This window comes from Bythopirellula sp., assembly GCF_041737835.1.
Taxonomy (GTDB): Bacteria; Planctomycetota; Planctomycetia; order Pirellulales; family Lacipirellulaceae; genus Bythopirellula.
The window spans coordinates 203,196-223,640 of sequence record NZ_JBGSQY010000001.1; the positions used below are offsets into that span (position 1 = coordinate 203,196).

Genomic DNA, 20,445 nt, shown 5'->3' on the forward strand with positions numbered 1-20,445 from the left:
CGCGGCTATATAACCCGCTATGAATCTGACTGGGGAATCCAATCATGAACTCGCTCGATATATCGCGGTGGTTGTGGGATTTCTATTTGCTTGCGTCGGGACTGCTCTTGGCGACCGGAGTGGCGAGTTTTTTGATCGCTCAGCCCGCGCGGCGGATGGCATTGGCCTGGGCGATGGCTGGCGGTTTGCTGCTGTTGCTGATGCTGACCGCGGTGCCGAATTGGTCGCGTTACTCGCTCGTCTCCCCTGCCCTGCCGGAGCCTGTGGGGAACGTGGTGATTGAACCTGTCCTCAACACCGCGATCGAAAGTCCTCCTCAAATTGTTGCGGCTCCAGTTGATTCACAAATTATTCCCGCAGCACGGATCTTGACCATGGACTGGCGATTGCTCGCCACCTTGGTTCTCTCGACGGGATCGGTCATTGTTGCTGTTTGGTTGATACTCGGTGCCTGGCAAGTACGGAGGTTGCGGGCTCGGGCCCAAGCGGTTCCGCAGCATGTCGCCGATCTGCTCGCGGATTTCCCTTCCCAGCCATCGGTTCAACTCCGAACGCACACCGACCTGCCGGTTCCCGTGGCGTTGAGTTTGCGCCGGCCGATGATTTTGTTGCCGCAGACGCTCCTATCGCGGGCGAACCCCACGGAACTGCGGAGCGTGTTGGCTCACGAGCTGGCCCACGTCGAGAATCGCGATCTGTGGCTGCTAGCGCTATTGCGACTGTTAACGATTCTGCTGTGGCCGCACCCGCTGTTTTGGTTGATGCGTTCGCGCGTGCGGCACGACCAAGAAATCCTGGCCGACATGGCCGCGGCCGAACTCACGACGCGGACCACCTATGCCGAGCAATTGGTGGCGCTCGCCCGCTCGGCAGTCACCACGCGCGTGCCACGGCTGGTGTCATCGGTCGGGCTGTGGGAAAAGCCGTCGCAGTTGACGCAGCGAATAAAACTGCTGCTCGACGACAAGCTCACGATCCTGCAAAGCTGCTCGCGGAAATGGCGATTGGGAACAGTGGCTGTGTTGGGTGGACTTGCGATTGGTCTGTCGTTGGTGACGCTAACGCCGGCGGAAACAGAAGAAGATTTGTCACAGGCTGCAACGCGGTCCGCCAAGGCAAAGCCTCAGCAAGACACTAAGATATTCAAAAAACTTGTCAATTCACTACGACCGAACTTGATCGTCGGTCTTTGTCTTGATGAAAACAATCGTCCGATAGAGGGCGTTTTGATTGATTTGTATGAATCACCAGTTGATTCCAATGAACAACAGTATGTTAAGACTTTATCCACTCTTTCGGACTCAGAAGGGAGATTCAGTTTCGCTGACGTTGTTAATATTAATAAACAGTTTCCAGCGGGGTTAGGAAGTCAGTACTTTCCAGTCGACAGTAAGAGAATGTTTGCAGTAGTAGGAAGTAAGGCGGGTCGAGTAACGAATGCGGTCAATGCGACTGATGTTCAGATTGCTCAACGAGGGATGATGTGCGCTTGGCGGATGCCGCCAGTCGAATCTTTACACGGTCGAATCGTCGACGAAGAAGGCAAGCCCGTTGTTGGTGCAGAAGTACGCGTCTTTCTCTTTCCAAAAATTGGTGGAATCCCGGCACTGCAAGTAAACACGGCAGTAACAAATGAGGAAGGAAAATATACCCTTGGCAATTTGGGAAAGTACGACGAGGCTCAGGCTAAGGAACGGTATAAACATGAAATTGGCGAAAAGTTTGGCAAGAAATTTCAATCGGATCCACGTTTTCCTAATTTCCTTCCCTGGCAGCAATATATGTTTGTCACCCACCCTAAGTTTGCTGATCATCATGTAAAAATTGCAAAAATACCCGGCGAATTAGATGTCACGTTACGAACCGGGAAATTAGTGACGGGCCGAGTCTATCAGCAAGAAGAAGCAGGACCCAAAAAACCTGCGATTGGTGTAGAAGTAATCGTGTCAGGTGTTACCAATCCAAATACCACGACATTGAAAACAAAGTCCGAAGGTATCTATCGGATTGAAACACTTAAGGATGGAAAATATCAAGTAAATTTCAAAGCTGAGGGTTGGTTCGCTCCTGGGGTTGAAATCGACGTTAATGATAAGAGTCTAATTCAACTCGACGACATAGTGATGACGCGTGGTGGCCGGGTTCGCATTCAACTCGTCGATGCAAACACAAACAAACCGCTCCGATTTGCGAACAGAGTAAAAGCTTTTGTTGTTCCTCATTTGCAGTCAGAAAGTCAGAAGAAGTTATTCACAAATAACCTAGTGGAGTTTTCCACAACAGGCGTCGGTGAACAGCAAGTTCCAGCTGGCAAATATCATTTTCTTGTCAGCCTACTGGGAAGTGATGAGCAAACAAAGTATAGAGATTCGCTCTTCGCTAATATTCGCCACATAGAGGATTTGTCATCGCATCCTGCCTACCAAGTCTATGAAGGTAATATTCTCGATATCACAATACCTATGGTTAAGGTCAGTGGTTCCGGTGAAATAGAAACCTCTGTTCCATCGCAGCGTAATGCCGCCTACGAAGACGCGGTGTTTGATCGACCGCCGCCAGCTGTTAGCAAATAAGACACTTTCTAGCCGGATCGCCACGCGATCCGGGAATATCCCGGACCGGCGTGGCGGTCCGGCTGGGGTCAACCTTACTCCGGCGTGCCGCGTTCCATCGTGACGAACACTTTCTCGAACGTTGGTTTTAGCGCCTGCCAATCGGCTTCGGGGCACGTGCAGTAAATGGTCAGACCCTTCTCGTGGCCGATGATCGTGCCGCGGTAGCCGTGGAGCGTGCCGCCAAAGGCTGTTTTGGAGGTGAACTCGGTGCTCCGCGCGGGGCCGAGTTGGCATTCGATCACGTTGGGACTCGGCGAAATTTCGGTGTACTCGGTGAATTTTTCTTGGGCTTCTTTGAGACCGCCCACGTGAATTTGATGCACCGGTTCGAGCTCCGGCGGCAAACCTTCGGGGGGCGTGCCACCCATCGCATCGCTCAAGAGCGAACCCGTGGCACTCGCCTTGATTTCAATCAGTGCGGGGCCCGAGGCAAACTTGGCCCAGACGGGTCCCCCCTTCCCTCCGCCTCCTTTGTTCTCCCAACCCTCGGGAGCCTGGCAGGCGAACGTGCCGTCCTTGACGTTGAACGGCACATACGCGGTGGGAATCTTTACTGTTTCGGAACAACCGGCGATCAAAAGAAGTGAAACCAAAGCCAAAGACCATGTTTGATAACAACGCATAAAGAATCTCCCTGCGTTAACAACTTTTCAGACTCATCCAACGCGCGGCTGTGCCGAGTAGCACCCCGTAGATCAATAAGCACAACGTAATCAAGGGCCCCATCACCGCGGCAGTTAGATACGGTGGATCGCGCCACGCCGCATGAAATGCTGTGATCAACATGCTCACTAGTCCAAACGTAATGGCATACACCGTGATCCACATCAACGGCCGCGTCAGCAGTGTTTTCATGACCGGCCAAGAGAACAAGGAAAATGGTGCGCCTGTTTCGAGGCTTGATAACTGCAAGAAAGGATAGAGCGCGACCGTGGCCCAACCGACGATTTGCCACCGCGACCCTTCAAAGGGGAGGCTGACAAAATAGCCAATCCCAGCCGACGCGGCGAGGATGCCGACTGTCGAGGGCAACATCCAGAACCAATCTTGCCACGTGCCGCGCAAGGCTTCTTCCGGGGTCGTTTCGCCGTGCGAAGTGGATTCGATGAGCCCCAAGTAATAGGCCGAGGCATACGAGGCGGTAATAAAAGTGAGTATCCCCGTCGGAATGAGGACAACGCGGCCGACCATCAGACTGAAATTCACAAGCACGTAGCACCACAACAGCACGAGCGATGTGAAGGTGATCAGCGGCAAGAGCAAAAGAAAGTGCAAGTAGGTCGCCGAAGTGACCCGCGGCACGAGCGCCCTGACATTAACGTGCGGCGACGCAGCATCGCGGCGTGGTGCCGTCGGGCGTTTTTCTTCTTTCGCCACCAGCTCGGCATGCGCTTTTTGCATGTACCGCTGGGCGAGCGCTTTGCGCGGATCGATTTCGGTCGCGTCTTGAGAATCCGCCATCCCATTTTCCCCGGAGGTTGGCAAACGTCACCAACTTAGGGCAACTCTACCAATTCCAGCCGGGGGAGCAAGGGTTTTCTCCGCTAAGCCGCGAGCGGCTGACTTACTTTTTGTCCACGCAGTAGAGCTTTTTGCTGGATCGAATGAAGATTTCGCCGTTGCTGATGGCTGGGCTTGCCGAAAAGTCGGCTTCGTCGGTGCCAAAGCGGTTGACGGCGATTTGCTTGATTTCGTCACCCAGCTCGAACACGTAAATCAATCCCGCACGGGTCACAAAGTAGAGCTTGCCATCGGCCACGACCGGCGACGAATAGCTTTGGTTCATAAATCCGCCACCGCGGCCACCACGTCCGCCGCCCTCCCCTTCAGCCGGCTTTTCTTCAGCCGCTTCTGGTTCTGGGGGCGCTTCCAAACGCTGCTTGAAAAGCTCTTCCCCACTGGTTGCGTCAAGGCAAGTGATCACATCGCGACTAACCGAATAGATTTTGCCTTCGTGGAGGACGGGAGTTCCAATGCCCCCTCGTGCGTTGCTGGTCCACAAAATGTTCTTGTCAGTGACGTCCCCCGTGCCGCCCGCTTTGACCGCGGAGGTGCCGCCGTCACGGCCACCGACTAAATAAGCGATGCCTTCGCCGGGGATCACGCTCGTGCTGCATGCATCGCCTTCGCCGACGGTCGCATACCAAGCGAGCTTGCCGGTATCGGGTTTGAATCCCCAAATCTCGCCAGGCACGGCCATGACGATTTCTTTTTTGCCATCTTCGGAATTCACGAGGATCGGCGAGCCCCAGGTTCCTTCGAAGCCTTGGGCTTCTTGTTTCCAAACTTCTTTGCCCGTTTCCTTGTCGAGCGCAACCAGCGCATGGCTTTCGGCGTTTGCGGGAACGATCACGAGATTCTCATACAGGATCGGGCTCGAAGCCGAACCCCAGTCGCGCGGGTCGGACTCGGTGCCGACGCTTGTCTGCCAGAGCTTCTTGCCATCCATGTCAAACGCGACCACGCCCGTCTTGCCGAAGAAGGCGAAGACTTTTTCGCCATCGGAGACGGGGGTGTGCGATGTGTAGCCATGCTCGGCGAACATGCCGCCGTAGTTGTCTTCGGGCAGATAGGGATCAACGACTTGATCCCACAGGATTTTGCCGTCGGCACGATTCACACAAACGAGATGCCGCTTGAGTTGCGATTGATCGCCTGGTTCTTCGCGACTCAGACCGTAGCCACTCCAGCAGGTCACAAAGACTTTATCTCCTACGACGATTGGGCAGGACGAACCTGGCCCGGGGAGATCGATGCTCCACTTTAGGTTTTGCTGGTCGGACCATGTGGCTGGAGTGGGGGCATCGTCGGGAGAAACGCCCGAGCCATTGGGCCCACGAAAGCGGGGCCAGTCAGCCGCAAAAGACGGAACGGCACACAACAATACAACGGCAAAGAGCGACAAGGCTCGCAAGTTCATCATAGGACCTCCCTGAGAAGCGCAAGGTGCGCATGGTGGAACGATAAACAAAATTCTATCGAACCATCAATTCAGGTGGGAAGCCGTTGGAACGTGGAAATCTCGCAATTCGGTCGCGTATTACCAGAACTTCACGTAAATCACGCTCAGGATTGCCAGCAGTGCCACGATCATCGCCATGATTTGAGGACTGACGCGGAACATACTCTTATCGACCTCAAAGGCCTTGGGATTGTCTTTCGGGCCAAACAGGCTGATGACGACCATCAACGCGACGGTAATCCAGAATGCCAGTCCCATACAGTTGAGGAACGGAATCTCGTAGCCGCCGTCGCCGGTGGGATACGCCGTGTAGAGAAATGTTTCGGTGCCCCACCACTCAGGCGCCTTCTCGTTGAAGAAGACCGACAGGAGGAAACCCGACAGCACGCCGACGATGGCTGCGGTGCCCGTGGTACGCTTCCAGAACATGCCGAGCAAAAAGATGGCGAACACGCCCGGGCTGATGTAGCCGGTGTACTTTTGGATGAACGTGAAGCCCCCTTCACCGCCAATGTTGAGCGTGTCGTTCCAGGTGAGAGCGATCGCAATCAACATCGACGCGACAATCGCTAGCCGGCCCACCCAAACCAAATGCTTTTCGGTGGATTCGGGTTTAACAAACTTTTTGTAGATATCGAGCGTGAAAATCGTTGAAATACTGTTGGCCTTACCAGCCAGCGAAGCCACGATCGCCGCGGTGAGGGCGGCCATCGAAAGGCCTTTCAAGCCGTTGGGCAGGAACGTCAGGATTGCCGAGTAGGCGTTGTCGGCCATGACTTTGCCTTCGGCGTTGACCATTTCCGTCTGCAAACCGCCTTCTTTATGAATCACATAGGCGGCAATGCCCGGCAACATCACGATCACCGGCATGAGAAGCTTGAGAAAGCCAGCGAACAGAATGCCGGTGCGAGCCGTTTTCAGATCTGCGCCCAAGGCACGCTGCGTGATGTATTGATTGCAGCCCCAGTAATTGAGGTTCGCCACCCACATGCCGCCGATGGTGAACATCGCAATGCCGGGGAGTGCCCGATATCTATCGATTTCAAACTGCGGGGTCTCCGGACCTGGCTTGGGGAACATTAATTTAAAATGATCCGAGGCATTCGACATCAAAAGCTTGAAGCCTTGGATGGCGTCTTTGCCCATGTCGAACTGTTCGCTCACCAGCGTGAGGGCCAAGTAAGTGGTCGCCAAACCACCAATGATCAACACGACGACTTGGATCACGTCGGTGTAGCCAATCACCTTCATGCCGCCGATGGTGATGATCGTGGCAAAGATAGCGATCGCGACGATCACAGTTTGCAAGCTGGCATTTCCATCGAGCAAGTTGCTAATGGCGAGCGCGCCTAAGTACAAAATCGAGGTCAGATTTACGATGATGTACAGGAACAACCAGAAGAAGGTCATGATGACAGCGACCGTGTCGTTGTAGCGCATCTTCAGGAACTGGGGCATCGTGAAGATTTTGTTCTGCAAATAGATCGGCATGAAGAACACCGCCACGATGATCAGCGAGATGGCCGCGATCCATTCGTAAGCCGCGATGGCGATGCCGAGCGTAAAGCCCTGCCCCGACATGCCGATGAATTGCTCCGCGGAGATATTCGACGCGATGAGCGAGGCGCCGATAGCCCACCAGGTGAGGGCCCCTTCGGCCAGGAAAAAGTCGGTGGTGGATTGCTCCGACTTCTGTTTCCGCTTGTAAACCCAAACGCCGTAGGCCGAGACGCCAACCAGGTAGCCAATAAAGACGATATAGTCGAGTTGATTCATGCGGACATAACCCAAACTGGAGACGGGGCCCAAACAGGAAACGGAATGATCCACTAAGGAACGAAAAGTACTGAAAAGTCTTCCCAGAATAGCAACAGCTATCAGTTGATGCGAGAGGAGCCAACTACCCGTGGTAGAGACTTTGCGAGAACGGACATCAACTCCTGGCGTTTCTCCCCAAAGTCGCAAGACTGCCGGTCAACCTGTAAACAGTTTCTTACCGCCGGACGGCCTTCTTCGCGGGTTTCACGCTGCTCGACAGCCCCGCGGAGCTTGCCTAAAATGGATATCTGCTCGGCCCGAGTGCCGGCAGCCCTGCCAACCCCGGAGCCAATCGGCTCGTATGTCAATTCAGGTCGATCTTGATCAGCTTTCCGCTGCTCATTCTATCGCGCGACGGCAATTGTTAGCCCAACGCCATTCGCAGCCCCACTGGACGTGCCAACTGGCCAGTTCGCCGTTGTGTACGGCTACAGCCATTAGTGCGCTCGTGTTGGCGGAACGGCACGTCGACGATTCGCCTGCTGACGATTCGATGTTGGAAAACAGTTGGCTGTCGGGCGTGATGATTCGGAGCGAACTGACCGAGTTGGTCTCCAAGGGCTTGCGGTGGTTGGCCGAGCACCAGAACCCTGATGGCGGCTGGGGCGATACCGACCGCAGTCGGTCGAACATTGCGGCCACACTGTTGGTGCAAGCGGCGTTCAATCTGACAGGTGTGCCTGTGAAGTATTCCAACGTGCTGCAAAAGGCGCAGGAGTACGTCGACAAACAGGGTGGCGTGGCTGGGCTCAAAAAACGGTTCGCGCATGACCGCCAGTTTGCCGCGGCGATTCTCACGAATTGCGCGCTCGCGGGAATGGTGCCGTGGCGCAAAGTGCCGTCGCTGCCATTTGAATGGGCCTGCTTCCCGCGGAAGTGGCAACAACGGTTGGGCCTGTCGTCGGCATCGTACACTCTGCCAATCTTGGTGGCCGTGGGACAAACGAAATTCCACTATATGCAGCATCGCAATATCTTTGTGCGCTGGCTGCGGCGTTGGGCCGTGAAGCCGAGCTTCGCAACGCTCAACACGGCACAAGCACCGGATGGCAGCTTCGCCGAAACGACTCCGCTCACCAGCTTCGTGCTGATGTGTCTGGCCAGCATCGGCCACAATGAACATCGCATCGTCCGTCGCGGAATTGAATTTCTGCTGGAAAACGTGCGGTCCGACGGCAGTTGGGCTCCTTGCACGAACTTTGAAGTTTCCGACACATCGCGTGCTGTACGATCGCTGGGTTGGAATCTCAACGACGATTTCCAGCCGATGAGTTGGTCCGCAACTCCAGAGCCCTCGGAACAAGCCGATGCGGTGCTGACTTGGCTGCTGGCCGGGCAACACAAAGAACAACATCCCTTCACCGGTACAGCGCCGGGCGGTTGGGCTTGGTCGAAGTCGGCGGGGGCGATTCCCAATGCCAGCGATACGGCCAACGTCTTGATGAATCTGGCCGATTGGCATAACCACTGGCCTCGCCACCGCACGAGCGAAGTCACGGGTGCCGCGACAAAGGCCGCGCGGTGGTTGTTGGATTTGCAAAACCGCGATGGGGGTTGGGCAATCTTCTGCACCGGTTGGACAGGCACGCCGGGCGATTCGAGTTGCTCGGACGTGACCTCGCTCACCATGCATGCGCTCAACAACTGGGCCAAGTTTTTGCGTTCGACATCGCCCAGCCATCCGTTAATCGCCCGCATCGATATCGGTTTAAAAAAGGGATTGGAGTTTTTAGAGAAGGAACAACGCGAAGAAGGTAGCTGGTGGCCGCGGTGGTTTGGCAATGAACTGCATCCGCAGGAAGCGAACCCGGTGATTGGGACCGCCCAGGTTTTGAAAACCCTCAACGAAATGCAGGCCGGCAAAACCGACATGGCCCAGCGGGCGATCAACTGGCTCACTGGGGTGCAATATCCCGTCGGTGGCTGGGGGACTGTCGCTCAGCGCGTGACGAACGAATCGTGGTATGGCCGCAAGCGCGACACCGAGGTTGAAACCAACTGCAGTCTTGAGGAAACATCAGTGGCGGTGGATGCTTTACTTCCCTTCGCCGATGGCAATCCCACGGTGAAAAGTAGCGTGGAACATGGCCTCGGTTGGCTGATCGAGGCCTCGGCTGACACCTCCCGTTTGGAGCCGGCCCTTGTCGGTTTCTATCTCACCAAATTATGGTATTATGACGAATTGCTTCCCCAGACCCTCGCGGTTCGCACGCTCGGCAATGCTTGCCGCATGTTGGGCGTTCCCGCCGCGGTGGCTGCCGCGACCCATCCATAAAACGGGGTTGTCTCGGCCGGTTGTGGAAGCCAAGATGTTCGGCCTGCCGGTCCCATTTTCGGCAGAGCCATTCCCGATAGCTCGCCAGCGCAATTTTGTCTTGAGAGAGTGGCTGTCTTGGGAGAGGAGACAATCGTGGCGAGTACGCGGATGGAAACCATGAACCGGGAAAATTCAGCAGCATCAAACGGCGTTACTAGCCGTGGCCCCGGTTTGCTCAAGGAGATCCCCGCCGAACGGAGCATCCGGGGTCTCATCCGCCGCGAATGTTGGGCCGCTGCCCAAGAAATTGACCACCAAGCGGGTCTCTCTAAGGAATTGCTGGAAACTCACGCCCGACGGATCCTTGCCAAGCTCGTATTAACAGAAGGTTATGTCGGCTGGACGATGGTGGTGTTGTCGAGCGAATTCTGGCGGGATCAAGTTGCCGCCGTGCCTCACGAGCGTCGTCTCTTGTTGTTGCCGCCGGATTCGGAAACGTCGTTTGCTGAGCTGCGCGCACAAGCGAGTCAACTTGGCCTGACCATTGCGACCACCGAGTCCTCGACCGCGATCATGGAAATCTTGTTCAGCGGCACGATCGACGCGATTGTTGGCGTGGCCAGTTTGGACATTTTGGAAAAGGCGATCGACAAGATTTTGCTCGTGGGTATGCCCGCGCTTGCCGTACCTTTGCTCTCCACAAGCGATGAGCCACCGATGTTCGACGCCGATTGGGTGCAGGATATGCTCCACGTCGGCCCTGCGCAACAGCCTAACACGTCGAATCGCTATCGGACGTTACTTCAAACCGCGCGGAGCTTGTTTGAACCCGTGGAACTTGCCCGCTTGTTGCCACGGCAACGTAGCGGTCCCAGCCTCGCCGAAGTGAACGGCGCAGGGGCTTCGGGCCTCGATCCACTCGCCGCGACGGAAACCATCGCGCATGATTTTCTCGCCTTGGGGGGAAAGTACGCTCGGCCGTTTATCACGCTAGCCGCTTACGATGCGTTGACCGAGTCCGACTCACTACCCGATGCGGTGCGCAGGGTCGCGCTTTCGATTGAAAGCTTTCACAAAGCATCGCTCGTGCATGACGACATCGAAGACTCTGATGATTTTCGTTATGGACGGCCGTCGCTGCATCGTGCCCATGGTTTGCCAACGGCAATCAACGTCGGCGACTACATGATTGGCTTGGGCTACAGTTTGGTTTCCCGTGAATCGGCCGCCTTGGGCTCGGCAGTCGTGGGCGATATTCTTGAAATCTTGTCCGATGCTCATTTGCGTTTGAGCGAAGGCCAAGGGGCCGAACTGCTCTGGCGGGACGCGCGTAACAAGCAGCTGACACCGCAAGAAGCTTTAGAGATTTATTCGCTCAAAACGTCGCCGGCATTTGAAGCCGCGCTGTTGAGTGGACTGCGCTGTGCTGGTTCGTTGGAGAATTTACAGAAGCCCCTCCAGCAATTCTGCGAGCACCTGGGAATCGCCTTCCAGATACTTAATGATTTGAAAGATTGGCAAGGTGATCAGGACAACAAGCTCGGAGTGGGGCTCGATACCTTGGGGGGACGGCCGACCGTGCTCTGGGCCTTGGCCTTGGAAGGATTATCTCCTGAATTTCACGAGGAATTACTAAGCCTCGCGGAATCTCAAGCCGATGCCGAGAAAAAAATCCTCCGCGTGCGCGAACTCTATCAGTCGGCAGGCGTATTTGACAAAGCCGCCGACTTGGTGCGCGCTCACCAAGCGCAAGCAGAAGCCATCGCCGGGCAGATTGCTCCCGAAAGTTTGCAACGATTGTTGCACTACTTGTTGGAAATCGTGCTCGACCGAGCTTCCGCACTTCCGAGTGCGACGGCACAGTGACAACGTCGCATCGACGACAATTTCGCATCGACGTGGCGTTGATTTAGCTAACGGATTTATAGCCTTTCAATTCACGGTGCCCAGCGAGCGATATGCCTGTGAGCGACATGATCAAGGAACTGTGTAATATTTTCTATCCTACGTCGGCCGAGGTGGGCTTGTTCGAGGAAGTCGCCGTCGGTGATCTTCCCGATCAATACAAAGCACTGCTGGCTCATGACGATCACATGACCGTCACGGTTGAAGCCTGGCACAATAGCTTGGTCGAAGTTCACGTGTTGCAAGAGAGTCGCAAAGGGGATCACTATGCCCGCCGGATCGTGCTTGCTCTGCAGCGTGACGGTATGCCCGTGCAATTTGGAATCATGCGGATCAATCTGGCCGACTTGCCGGAGATCGTCAAACTCGAAATTGAATCGCAAGCCTTGCCGCTGGGGCGGATCATGATTCGTCACCATTTGCTTCGCGAAGTCGAGCTGTTAGGGTTGTGGCGGGTGGCAGCGGGGCCTGAGTTGCGAAGACAATTGAAACTCGAACGGGGAGCGGTTTGCTTTGGCCGGACGGCACGGATTCTCGTCGACAAGGTCCCCGCGGTAGAATTGTTGGAAATCGTGACGCTTTAATTCCGACACCTCTTGCCTGCCGACCCGCCCGTGAAAATTGCTTATCTAGCCGCCGGTGCCGCGGGCATGTATTGCGGCAGTTGTTTGCACGACAACACGCTTGCCGCGGAACTTTTGCGTCAGGGCGAAGATGTCATTCTCGTACCGATCTATACGCCCCTTCGCACCGACGAACAAAACGTCAGCCAGCCGCGGGTCTTTTTCGGTGGGATCAATGTTTATTTGCAGCAGAAGTGGGCCCTGTTCCGCCGCACGCCCCGCTGGTTCGACAAATGGCTCGATCATCCGGCGTTGTTGAATGCCGTGACCGGCCGGGCCAGCAGCGTCGACCCCGCCGAGTTGGGAGATCTCACCGTTTCCATGCTGCGAGGTGAAGAGGGCAACCAACGCAAGGAATTAGAAAAACTGGTCGATTGGCTGCTCGACGAAGTGAAGCCAGACGTGGTGCATCTTTCCAACTCGATGATGCTGGGGCTGGCACGGCTGATCGCCGAGCGCTGCGGGCCGCCCGTGGTTTGCTCATTGTCGGGCGAAGACATCTTTCTAGAAAAGTTGAAATCCCCCCACAACGAGCAAGCTCGCGACTTGTTGCGTGAACGTGCATGTGATGTGCATGCTTTTGTGGCTCTTAACAATTATTTCGCCGATTTCATGAGCGAATATCTCGACGTAGCGCGCGATAAAGTTTTCGTGATCCCGCACGGCCTCAATCTCGAGGGCCACGGCGAACCGCAAACAAATGCTCATTCTGACGACACCCCTCGGCGGATTGGGTATCTAGCACGCATTTGTGCAGATAAGGGATTGCATTTGTTGGTCGAAGCGGGGGAGTTGCTTGCCGGCCGATCTGATGTTCCTGAGTTTGAGATACATGCCGCCGGTTATTTAGGAGCCAGCGATCAACCGTACTTGCGGGAAATCGAGCGCCGCGTGTCGCACGGCAAGTTAGCAGGCAAATTTCACTATCACGGCGAACCCGACCGCCAGCAAAAGATCGAGTTTCTACAATCGCTGAATTTATTTAGTACCCCCACGATTTATCGGGAAAGTAAGGGATTGCCGGCCTTGGAGGCTTTGGCCAATGGGATTCCCGTCGTGTTGCCCGCACACGGTTCGTTTCCCGAAATCGTCGCGGGCACACAAGGGGGTGTTCTCTTTGAACCACACAATGCGGCTGACCTGGCCGCCAAGCTTGCCGACCTTCTCCAGAACGCAAGCTCCGCGCGATTGCTCGGCCAGCAGGGTAAACTTGCGGTACACCAGCGCTATCACGCCTCGGCGATGGCTACCCAAACTTTGCATCTTTACCGCACCCTTCTGGGGACTTCCCGTGATGCTGGTAGCTGAAAGGCCGTCCCCAGTGTACAACACGCATAAGGGTTTTTTCTGGGTGAAAGCCACTTGTCGCAGGGAGTGCGCTCTTGTCGTTCGATTCTTCTCAACAGATTTCGCAGAATCATTCCCCCGCGACAGCGGGAGCTGATGCCGCGCGCACGTTGGCGTTGGAACTGCTGGCCGAGACCTGTCTCCACTTTCAAACCGACGCCGCGGGAACGATAACGTTCATGAGCCCGTCGTCGCAGAAGCTGCTCGGCTATGCCCCCGAGGAGATGATCGGCCGCAGTATCAAGGAGTATTGCGACGACGAAAACCCCGCCCGGGCGTCATTAACTGAGTTCATCAGCCAAACGCCTGATGCGGCCAATGTCACGCGGCGACTTTCCATCGCTCGGCGCGCGGATGGCGAGAGCGCGTATTTGGAGATCAACGAAAAGACACTCACCAATGGGTCGGGCGAGGTTGTGGGTCGCGCAGGGGTGGCCTACGATTTGACCCACTACATTAAGAGCGATCTGGCCATTCGTGAAAGCGAGCGAAAGTATCGCCGTTTGGTCGAAGAGTTGGGCGAAGATTACATCATCTTTACAAATCTTCCCACTGGCCAGTTGACCTACGTGAGCCCGTCGATTTACCGAGTTCTCGGTTATAAATCGGAAGAGATTACGGGCAAAAATTGGCGAGAAGTGATCGGAGAGAATTTCGTGGGCCGGGATCGCGCCGAAGAAGTACGCGGCGAACTCGATCGGGGCATCCGCTTTCACAAATTCACGGTCGAACTTCCCGACGCCCTCGGCAATATTCACATCGTGGAAATTCAACAGCGCCCCATCTTTTCGTCTGACGGGCGCTACGTCTCGATGGAAGGTATTGCCAAGGACATCACCGAGTTCACAAAAAATTCCCGTGAGCTGCAGCGACTGAAGGATGAACTCGAAGAGCGCGTCGTGCAGCGCACCGCCGAGTTGGTGGCCAGCAACGAACGACTCATAGAAAGCGAATCCCGCTATCGGAATGTCGTCGAAGATCAAACCGAGTTTATCTGCCGTTGGCTCCCCGGGGGGAAATTTACGTTCGTCAACGAAGCCTACTGCCGCTATATGAAGAAGCCGTATGGCGAATTAATTGGCCAATCGTTTCTTCCTTTAATTTACGAAGAAGACCGCGCGCGTGTACGAGCCGAGATTGAAAGTCTATCTCCTGAGAATCCAGCAATCACGATCGAACATCGAGTCGTTCGGGCCGATGGTTCGATTGGCTGGAACCAGTGGACCAACCGTGCGATCTTTGACGAACATGGCCGATCCAAAGGTTATCAATCGGTCGGACGCGACGTGACCGAGCTCAAGGCTGTGGAAGAGTTGGTCCTTGAGCGTGAAGAACACCTTAAGCGCATGTCACGGCTGGCCATTATGGGCGAATTGATCGCCGGCATCGCCCACGAGATTCACCAACCTTTGCACGCGGCACAGCTTTTCTCGGAGGCCGCCCGGCGAAATTTGGAAATGGGCACCGAACGTGGCGTCGCCACGGCGATCGACTGCACTCGCGAGATTTCCAACGCCGTCACCCGTACGGCGACGATCATTCGCCATTTGCGTTCGTTCACGACCAACAAGCCGACCAAAATCGACCCGCTCAACATCAACGAGGTGGTCCGTGAAGTTGCCGACGTGATGAGCTACGAAACCCGACGTGCGGGGGTGAAGCTGACGTTTGAACTGGCGGAGAATCTGCCAACTTGGAACGGTGACCGGGTGCAAATCCAGCAGATTCTTGTCCATCTGCTGGGGAATGCCTATGAAGCCATGCCCAAGGGGGAACGCTCCGACTGGCGGGTGGTGATCGTTACCCGGCAAGAAAGCGATTGCATCCTGGTTGAGGTCGTTGACAACGGAATTGGCACGGAAAAAGAGGACGTCGAGCGTTTATTTGATGCTTTTTACACAACCAAGCAAGAAGGGCTTGGTATGGGCCTGTCAATTTGCAAGACTATAGCGGAGTCGTTGAATGCGGAAGTCGAGGCTCGCAAGAACCCCGAGGGCGGAATGACCTTCACCTTGCGACTGCCTTTGGTCGTAAGGTAACTTATAAAAATATGAGCACCCCCTCCGTCGGTGAAGAGGCCGTCGTCTATATCGTTGACGATGACGAGCAAATCCGCAAAGCCGTGATGGCCTTAGTTGAGGCCATGGGAGTCGGCTGCGAAAGCTTTCCTTCCGCGGAAGATTTCTTGACGGCCTACGATGGCCGCCGCCCCGCGTGTCTGGTCACCGACGTGCGCATGCTGGGGATGAGTGGGCTCGAACTTCAAGAGCGCTTGGTCGAGCTAGGACACTCGATGTCGGTGATCGTGTTGACGGCATTCGCGACCACACCCACGACCGTGCGCGCGATGCGCAACGGCGCGCTCACGCTTATGGAGAAACCTTGCAACGACGACGAGCTCTGGGACGCCGTGCGTCGCGGCTTGGCCACCGATCGCGAGAACTACGATCTCGAACAACAGCGCAGCACTCTCAAGCAGCGCTTAGAAGAGCTGACCCCCAAGGAACGCGAAGTCCTCGATTTGATGATTGCCGGTGATGCCAACAAGGTGATTGCCCGAAAGCTCGATTGCAGCATTCGCACTGTGGAAAATCATCGACAGAAGGTATTTCAAAAAATGTCAGCCGATTCCTTGGCCGAGCTAGTACGCATGGCTGTCGCGATGGGCATCGTTCCCAATCTCGCGTAGCTTCTTAAAGCTGTCGCCCCAGGGCGCCACAGCATTAATTTATTTTTCATCTGTTTTGCGAGCAATTATCTCACTTACGCGTTGCTCGCGTATCGCTTGAGAGAATTCGGCTGTGGAAGTCCGCAGGGCCTTATCGGCTAGTGCGGATACCTGAAAATTGCGTGATTGCCGAATAATTGAGGAATAAGGCGTGGTGCCGAGCGCTGACCCTATGAGTCACGCATGTGAACAGCGGCACTCCTGTCTGGAATACGGGAATGGGCAATTACGCGCTATCGAGAAGAGGCCTGATACTACCATGAGTGAGATGAATTCTAACAGCAGCTCGATCGTTTATGTCGTCGACGACGATCCCCAAGCTTGCCAAACCATTTCTGAATTGATTTATTCGTTTGGATTTCAGGTCAAGTCGTTCCAATCCCCCGAAGAGTTTTTGACCAGCGTCGATGAATCGCAATCCGGATGTGCAATTCTCGATTTGCGGATGCCCGGCATCGACGGTATGGAAGTCCACCGTCGACTATTGGATCGCGGGATTGGGCTGTCGGTGATCCTGCTGACCGCATACGCCGAAACCCGCATCACTGTCAACACGCTCCGCAGCGGTGCAATCGCCGTGCTCGAGAAACCTTTCAAAGATGAAGAGTTGTGGAGTTTCGTTCAGGAAGGCGTCCAACGGAGCGAGCTCGAGCATTTCCGCCGCCGTCATCTCAATTCGCTCGAAAAGCGCCTCAAGAAACTCGCCCAACAAGATCGCGAAGTCCTCAAGTTGATGATGGAAGGTGTAAAAAATCGCTCCATCGCCAAGCGGCTAGAGGTAAGCCTCCGCACGGTCGAAAACCGTCGCCGCCGGGTGTTTGAAGTCATGCAAGCAGAGTCCGTGGCCCAGCTTGCCCGAATGATCACCGAATACGAGCATGGCCTGATCCCCAAGCCGGAAGCCCAAGATCAATGGCTCCGCCTGCCGTTTGAACGCGTTGTCTGCTAGTACAGCCCGATGTTTCCTGCATTTTCGCCGACTTCAGACCCTTCGCAGCCCGCTTGCGAGGGTGCGCGAAATTGCTAGAATACAGGGCTACGCTGCGGGCTTGGGCCCGCGTCTATCCCTTCACTGTCCTGATCGCCGAGCGGCGATCCAAAAGAATCTATGTATAACAACAAGCGCAAGAGCAACAGCAGCAGCAGCAATAAGAAGATTGCCAAAAAGGATCCCATTTGCATCGATGGCGTTCGCCCACGTCCGATGTTCGTCGATTACAAGGATCTGGATTTGCTCAGCAAGTTGACCAATCGTCATGGCCGGATTGTCAGCCGTCGTAAGACCGGTTGCCAAGCCACGAGCCAGCACGCCGTCTCGAAAGCGGTCAAGCGGGCCCGCTTCATGGCCCTCATGCCTTACGAAGGCAGCTGATCGACGACGGAACCTCATTTGGTTCCGCGCATGACTTGCCGCGCTCGGTCCCGCTGAAGGATGTCAACTCGTAAGGATCATCCCATCATGGCCGAGCCTTTCCGTACAACGCGACTCGTTGAGTTTCACGATACGGACATGGCCGGGATCATGCACTTCGCCTCATTCTTCCATTACATGGAATCGGCGGAGCATGAGCTGCTGCGATCTCTCGGCTTGAGCGTTCACACCACGGTCGATGGCGAGATGCTCAGCTTCCCACGGGTAGCAACTTCTTGCCAATTCCGATCGCCGGCGCGTTGCGAAGATATCCTTGAGATCGCAATCGTGGTTTCGCGGTTAGGATCCAAGAGCATCACCTACGATTTCGATTTCCAGATCGCAGGCCGTGAAGTGGCCACGGGGCAGATCACTTGCGTCTGCTGCCGCGTCATTCCCGGGCAGCCCCTGGAATCCGTGTCGATTCCCGCCGACGTGGCCGCGAAGCTCAAGCCATTTGTCGCCTGATCGAGCGAGCTTGGCCTCACGACGCACGGGTGTCACAATAGTTGCATGACATCACTCGTTGCCGATCATCTGGCCAAATCGTATCCCACGACCGCAGATCAAGCCCTGCAAGTGCTGAGCGATGCCTCGCTGCGGTTATTGTCGGGCGAAAACGTCGCGATCCTGGGTCCGAGCGGTTCGGGCAAGAGTACGCTCTTGGCCATCCTCGGCACATTGGATCAGCCCACATCCGGCAAGTTCGCGATAGGTGACGTCGATCCGTTTCAACTTGCCGAGCCGGAACTCGCTAAGTTTCGCAGTCGGCAAATCGGCTTTGTGTTTCAAGATCACCACCTGCTGCCACAATGCACGGTGCTAGAAAACGTATTGGTGCCGTTTTTGGCCGACGGCTCGGCTGGCAAAGCAGAGATCGATGCGGCGACGGCTTTGATTGGCCGCGTAGGGTTGGCGGAACGGTTGCTGCATCGGCCCGCGCAACTTTCCGGCGGGGAACGCCAGCGAGTCGCTATCGCGAGGGCCTTAGTTCGCAAACCAGCGTTGGTCCTGGCGGATGAACCGACCGGCAATCTGGATGCGAAAACCGCCGAGGAAATCACACGGTTGCTGTTGGAATTGCAAGCCGAACAAAATTCGATGCTGGTGGTCGTGACCCACAGCGAACAACTGGGCAGCCAAATGCAACGGCGGATGAAAATCGCCGACGGTGTGTTACTTTAGGCCGACTTCATAAGCCGTCAGCGTGCCGCTTCCTTCGTTGGAGAGAATCAGCAGCGGCTTGCCATCGGGCGCATTTTCGCTGGGTATGTACAGTAAGCCTTCGGGGGCGAGGTCACGCTTGCCGCCGCTTTCGTGCGGGGCAATGTATTCCACAAATGCTGGTGCTGCCGGATCAGAAATCTCGTAGACGAGCGCGCCGCCGGTCCGCTCGAGCCCCACGACGGTAAAGCGCCGCCGCCCGATTTCAAACACCACCAGATTCTCGGGTTCAGGCCCACGGATCGGGCTGCGGACATCAATGGGACTATCAAGTTGGCTGTCGACGTTGAACAAATCCGGCGCGACTTGGGCAATCGTTTGTTCGATATCACTGCCACTGTCGAACACGAGTTCGAGTCCCTCATCGGTTCGTCGCCAAATAGAAAATGACCGTCCGCCAAAGCCAACGAGTCGATCCAAATCGCCGTCGCCATCCGTGTCGCCCGCCCAGCGTGAAACCTCCCAGCGGCCCAGTTGATCGTTGCCGGTGAGCCGTCGTGCGGGATTGGCCGGGTCGAGTTTAATGCCTGCTTTCTCGAGTTCGCTGACCGGAATCGCTTCGTGAAAGTCGTAATAGTCGCGCGGATCGCCTTCGTTCGCCGTCACGAGATAGCGATCTTCTCCTTGCTCAAATGTCGCAATCCCGTCGGGTTGGTACATGGTCCAAATCGGCCAATGCCGAATACGCACCCCGCCATCTTGATCGCTCACGTCGAGTCCGGTGGAACTGGTATGTGAAACCAACTTGGCCTCCCCTACCCCGCCCAAAGAACGAAAACTCTTGAGCCCCAGCGAATGGATCGCCGTGATGTCCCTATCGCGGATATCCAGCTCGGCGATTGCATTATTCTCTTGCAAAGTGATCCAGGCGGTTTTTGCATCGCTGCTGATCGCGATGTATTCCGGCTCGACATCTTGCGCCACGCTCGCGTTGTTCGATCCGAACAGATGGACTCCCGCCGCGCGTAGCTCTTTTTTCTGGGAATTGAATTTGTCGAACTTCGCCTCGCGAACATTAGCCGATTTCCAGTCGTCATTTTTGATAATCACCGAGATCGATGCTTCGGGATCAAACGAATAGTCATCGGTGGGCTCCCCTTCATTCGCGGCGAGCAATGTTTCGCCATCCGGTGTAAAGACGATCATATCGGGCAAGTAGCCCGCTTGGTGGGTCGCAAGTTCTTTGAGGTCCTTAGCGTTGTAAACCGTCACCTGCCCGCGCTCGCGTTTGTCGTCCGCAGCCCAAGCAACGGCAATCACATCTCCCGTGCAGGCCACACTCGTGGCATGAAAGCCGGTGGGAATCGCAATCTCGCCCTGGCGCGTCCCGCTGGCCGCCGACACCACATCGACGCCGCCACCGACGGTGACGAACAACTTTCCGGTTGCTGCCGAATACGCGGCAATTTCGCACGCGCCGCTGGGGGCAGAGTAACGCCAAGCGAATCCAAAATTCTCATCGGCCTGGGTCGTTGCCGTGAAGACAAAGAAAACGGTCCCAAGAAAAATACGCAGCAAGTTGTCAAGCATGTTGTTTCAAAGATTTCGAGGACGC

17 protein-coding genes are annotated in these 20,445 nt (G+C 55.7%); 12 read left to right on the forward strand and 5 right to left on the reverse strand.

The features are described from left to right. Positions 1 to 19: 19 nt before the first annotated feature. A complete protein-coding gene (locus AC6T8Q_RS00830) occupies positions 20 to 283 on the forward strand; it encodes a hypothetical protein (protein ID WP_500677359.1) in 264 nt (87 codons plus the stop codon). Further along, positions 201 to 2,573 carry a M56 family metallopeptidase gene (locus AC6T8Q_RS00835; protein WP_500677357.1) on the forward strand — a complete coding sequence of 791 codons (2,373 nt, stop codon included), beginning with the start codon at positions 201 to 203 and terminating at the stop codon, positions 2,571 to 2,573. Before AC6T8Q_RS00830 ends, AC6T8Q_RS00835 begins: the two co-directional genes overlap by 83 nt. Before the next feature lie 74 nt (positions 2,574 to 2,647). On the opposite strand, the gene AC6T8Q_RS00840 is transcribed toward AC6T8Q_RS00835, so the two are convergent. The 4 genes from AC6T8Q_RS00840 to AC6T8Q_RS00855 form a co-directional block, all read right to left on the reverse strand. After that, positions 2,648 to 3,238 (reverse strand): hypothetical protein, encoded by a 591-nt coding sequence (locus tag AC6T8Q_RS00840; protein ID WP_500677284.1) that lies wholly within the window; start codon positions 3,236 to 3,238, stop codon positions 2,648 to 2,650. Positions 3,239 to 3,254: 16 nt separating this feature from the next. Next, positions 3,255 to 4,076, reverse strand: coding sequence for a hypothetical protein (locus AC6T8Q_RS00845; protein WP_500677285.1), 822 nt, complete (start codon positions 4,074 to 4,076; stop codon positions 3,255 to 3,257). Between the two features lie 103 nt (positions 4,077 to 4,179). After that, positions 4,180 to 5,535: a PQQ-binding-like beta-propeller repeat protein gene (locus AC6T8Q_RS00850; protein WP_500677286.1), complete on the reverse strand. Its 1,356-nt coding sequence runs from the start codon at positions 5,533 to 5,535 to the stop codon at positions 4,180 to 4,182. A gap of 120 nt (positions 5,536 to 5,655) precedes the next feature. After that, the gene (locus tag AC6T8Q_RS00855; protein WP_500677287.1) at positions 5,656 to 7,353 is read right to left on the reverse strand and encodes a sodium:solute symporter family transporter; all 1,698 of its coding nucleotides are present in this window, start codon (positions 7,351 to 7,353) and stop codon (positions 5,656 to 5,658) included. A gap of 343 nt (positions 7,354 to 7,696) precedes the next feature. Between AC6T8Q_RS00855 and AC6T8Q_RS00860 the strand changes: the two genes are divergently transcribed. The 10 genes from AC6T8Q_RS00860 to AC6T8Q_RS00905 all read left to right on the forward strand — a co-directional run bounded on the left by AC6T8Q_RS00860 (position 7,697) and on the right by AC6T8Q_RS00905 (position 18,851). Next, positions 7,697 to 9,670, forward strand: coding sequence for a hypothetical protein (locus AC6T8Q_RS00860; RefSeq protein WP_500677288.1), 1,974 nt, complete (start codon positions 7,697 to 7,699; stop codon positions 9,668 to 9,670). 135 nt (positions 9,671 to 9,805) lie between these two features. After that, positions 9,806 to 11,518: a polyprenyl synthetase family protein gene (locus tag AC6T8Q_RS00865; RefSeq protein WP_500677289.1), complete on the forward strand. Its 1,713-nt coding sequence runs from the start codon at positions 9,806 to 9,808 to the stop codon at positions 11,516 to 11,518. 107 nt (positions 11,519 to 11,625) lie between these two features. After that, on the forward strand, positions 11,626 to 12,141 hold the full coding sequence (locus AC6T8Q_RS00870) for a hypothetical protein (RefSeq protein WP_500677358.1): 516 nt from the start codon (positions 11,626 to 11,628) through the stop codon (positions 12,139 to 12,141). Between the two features lie 30 nt (positions 12,142 to 12,171). Further along, positions 12,172 to 13,488, forward strand: a complete 1,317-nt coding sequence (locus AC6T8Q_RS00875) for a glycosyltransferase family 4 protein (RefSeq protein WP_500677290.1) — start codon at positions 12,172 to 12,174, stop codon at positions 13,486 to 13,488. A 74-nt stretch (positions 13,489 to 13,562) separates the two neighbouring features. Next, entirely contained in the window at positions 13,563 to 15,566 is a 2,004-nt protein-coding gene (locus AC6T8Q_RS00880; protein WP_500677291.1) for a PAS domain S-box protein, read from the forward strand. 11 nt (positions 15,567 to 15,577) lie between these two features. Then, complete coding sequence (locus AC6T8Q_RS00885; protein ID WP_500677292.1) at positions 15,578 to 16,216, forward strand: response regulator transcription factor; 639 nt, start codon at positions 15,578 to 15,580, stop codon at positions 16,214 to 16,216. A 298-nt stretch (positions 16,217 to 16,514) separates the two neighbouring features. Next, positions 16,515 to 17,204, forward strand: a complete 690-nt coding sequence (locus tag AC6T8Q_RS00890) for a response regulator transcription factor (protein WP_500677293.1) — start codon at positions 16,515 to 16,517, stop codon at positions 17,202 to 17,204. Between the two features lie 159 nt (positions 17,205 to 17,363). Next, positions 17,364 to 17,627: a 30S ribosomal protein S18 gene (gene rpsR / locus AC6T8Q_RS00895; RefSeq protein ID WP_496922024.1), complete on the forward strand. Its 264-nt coding sequence runs from the start codon at positions 17,364 to 17,366 to the stop codon at positions 17,625 to 17,627. A 60-nt stretch (positions 17,628 to 17,687) separates the two neighbouring features. Beyond that, the gene (locus AC6T8Q_RS00900) at positions 17,688 to 18,134 is read left to right on the forward strand and encodes an acyl-CoA thioesterase (RefSeq protein WP_500677294.1); all 447 of its coding nucleotides are present in this window, start codon (positions 17,688 to 17,690) and stop codon (positions 18,132 to 18,134) included. A gap of 45 nt (positions 18,135 to 18,179) precedes the next feature. Then, the gene (locus AC6T8Q_RS00905) at positions 18,180 to 18,851 is read left to right on the forward strand and encodes an ABC transporter ATP-binding protein (protein ID WP_500677295.1); all 672 of its coding nucleotides are present in this window, start codon (positions 18,180 to 18,182) and stop codon (positions 18,849 to 18,851) included. Here the strand turns inward: AC6T8Q_RS00905 and AC6T8Q_RS00910 are convergent. Continuing rightward, complete coding sequence (locus tag AC6T8Q_RS00910; protein ID WP_500677296.1) at positions 18,843 to 20,420, reverse strand: choice-of-anchor I family protein; 1,578 nt, start codon at positions 20,418 to 20,420, stop codon at positions 18,843 to 18,845. The two genes, AC6T8Q_RS00905 and AC6T8Q_RS00910, sit on opposite strands and share 9 nt — an antisense overlap. Positions 20,421 to 20,445 lie beyond the last annotated feature (25 nt).

Excerpts from the sequence above, each read along its gene's own strand:
- AC6T8Q_RS00830 (WP_500677359.1), top strand. The coding sequence starts at position 20 with ATGAATCTGACTGGGGAATCCAATCATGAACTCGCTCGATATATCGCG.
- AC6T8Q_RS00835 (WP_500677357.1), top strand. The coding sequence starts at position 201 with ATGCTGACCGCGGTGCCGAATTGGTCGCGTTACTCGCTCGTCTCCCCT.
- AC6T8Q_RS00840 (WP_500677284.1), bottom strand. The coding sequence starts at position 3,238 with ATGCGTTGTTATCAAACATGGTCTTTGGCTTTGGTTTCACTTCTTTTG.
- AC6T8Q_RS00845 (WP_500677285.1), bottom strand. The coding sequence starts at position 4,076 with ATGGCGGATTCTCAAGACGCGACCGAAATCGATCCGCGCAAAGCGCTC.
- AC6T8Q_RS00850 (WP_500677286.1), bottom strand. The coding sequence starts at position 5,535 with ATGAACTTGCGAGCCTTGTCGCTCTTTGCCGTTGTATTGTTGTGTGCC.
- AC6T8Q_RS00855 (WP_500677287.1), bottom strand. The coding sequence starts at position 7,353 with ATGAATCAACTCGACTATATCGTCTTTATTGGCTACCTGGTTGGCGTC.
- AC6T8Q_RS00860 (WP_500677288.1), top strand. The coding sequence starts at position 7,697 with ATGTCAATTCAGGTCGATCTTGATCAGCTTTCCGCTGCTCATTCTATC.
- AC6T8Q_RS00870 (WP_500677358.1), top strand. The coding sequence starts at position 11,626 with ATGATCAAGGAACTGTGTAATATTTTCTATCCTACGTCGGCCGAGGTG.
- AC6T8Q_RS00885 (WP_500677292.1), top strand. The coding sequence starts at position 15,578 with ATGAGCACCCCCTCCGTCGGTGAAGAGGCCGTCGTCTATATCGTTGAC.
- AC6T8Q_RS00890 (WP_500677293.1), top strand. The coding sequence starts at position 16,515 with ATGAGTGAGATGAATTCTAACAGCAGCTCGATCGTTTATGTCGTCGAC.
- rpsR (WP_496922024.1), top strand. The coding sequence starts at position 17,364 with ATGTATAACAACAAGCGCAAGAGCAACAGCAGCAGCAGCAATAAGAAG.
- AC6T8Q_RS00900 (WP_500677294.1), top strand. The coding sequence starts at position 17,688 with ATGTCAACTCGTAAGGATCATCCCATCATGGCCGAGCCTTTCCGTACA.
- AC6T8Q_RS00905 (WP_500677295.1), top strand. The coding sequence starts at position 18,180 with ATGACATCACTCGTTGCCGATCATCTGGCCAAATCGTATCCCACGACC.
- AC6T8Q_RS00910 (WP_500677296.1), bottom strand. The coding sequence starts at position 20,420 with ATGCTTGACAACTTGCTGCGTATTTTTCTTGGGACCGTTTTCTTTGTC.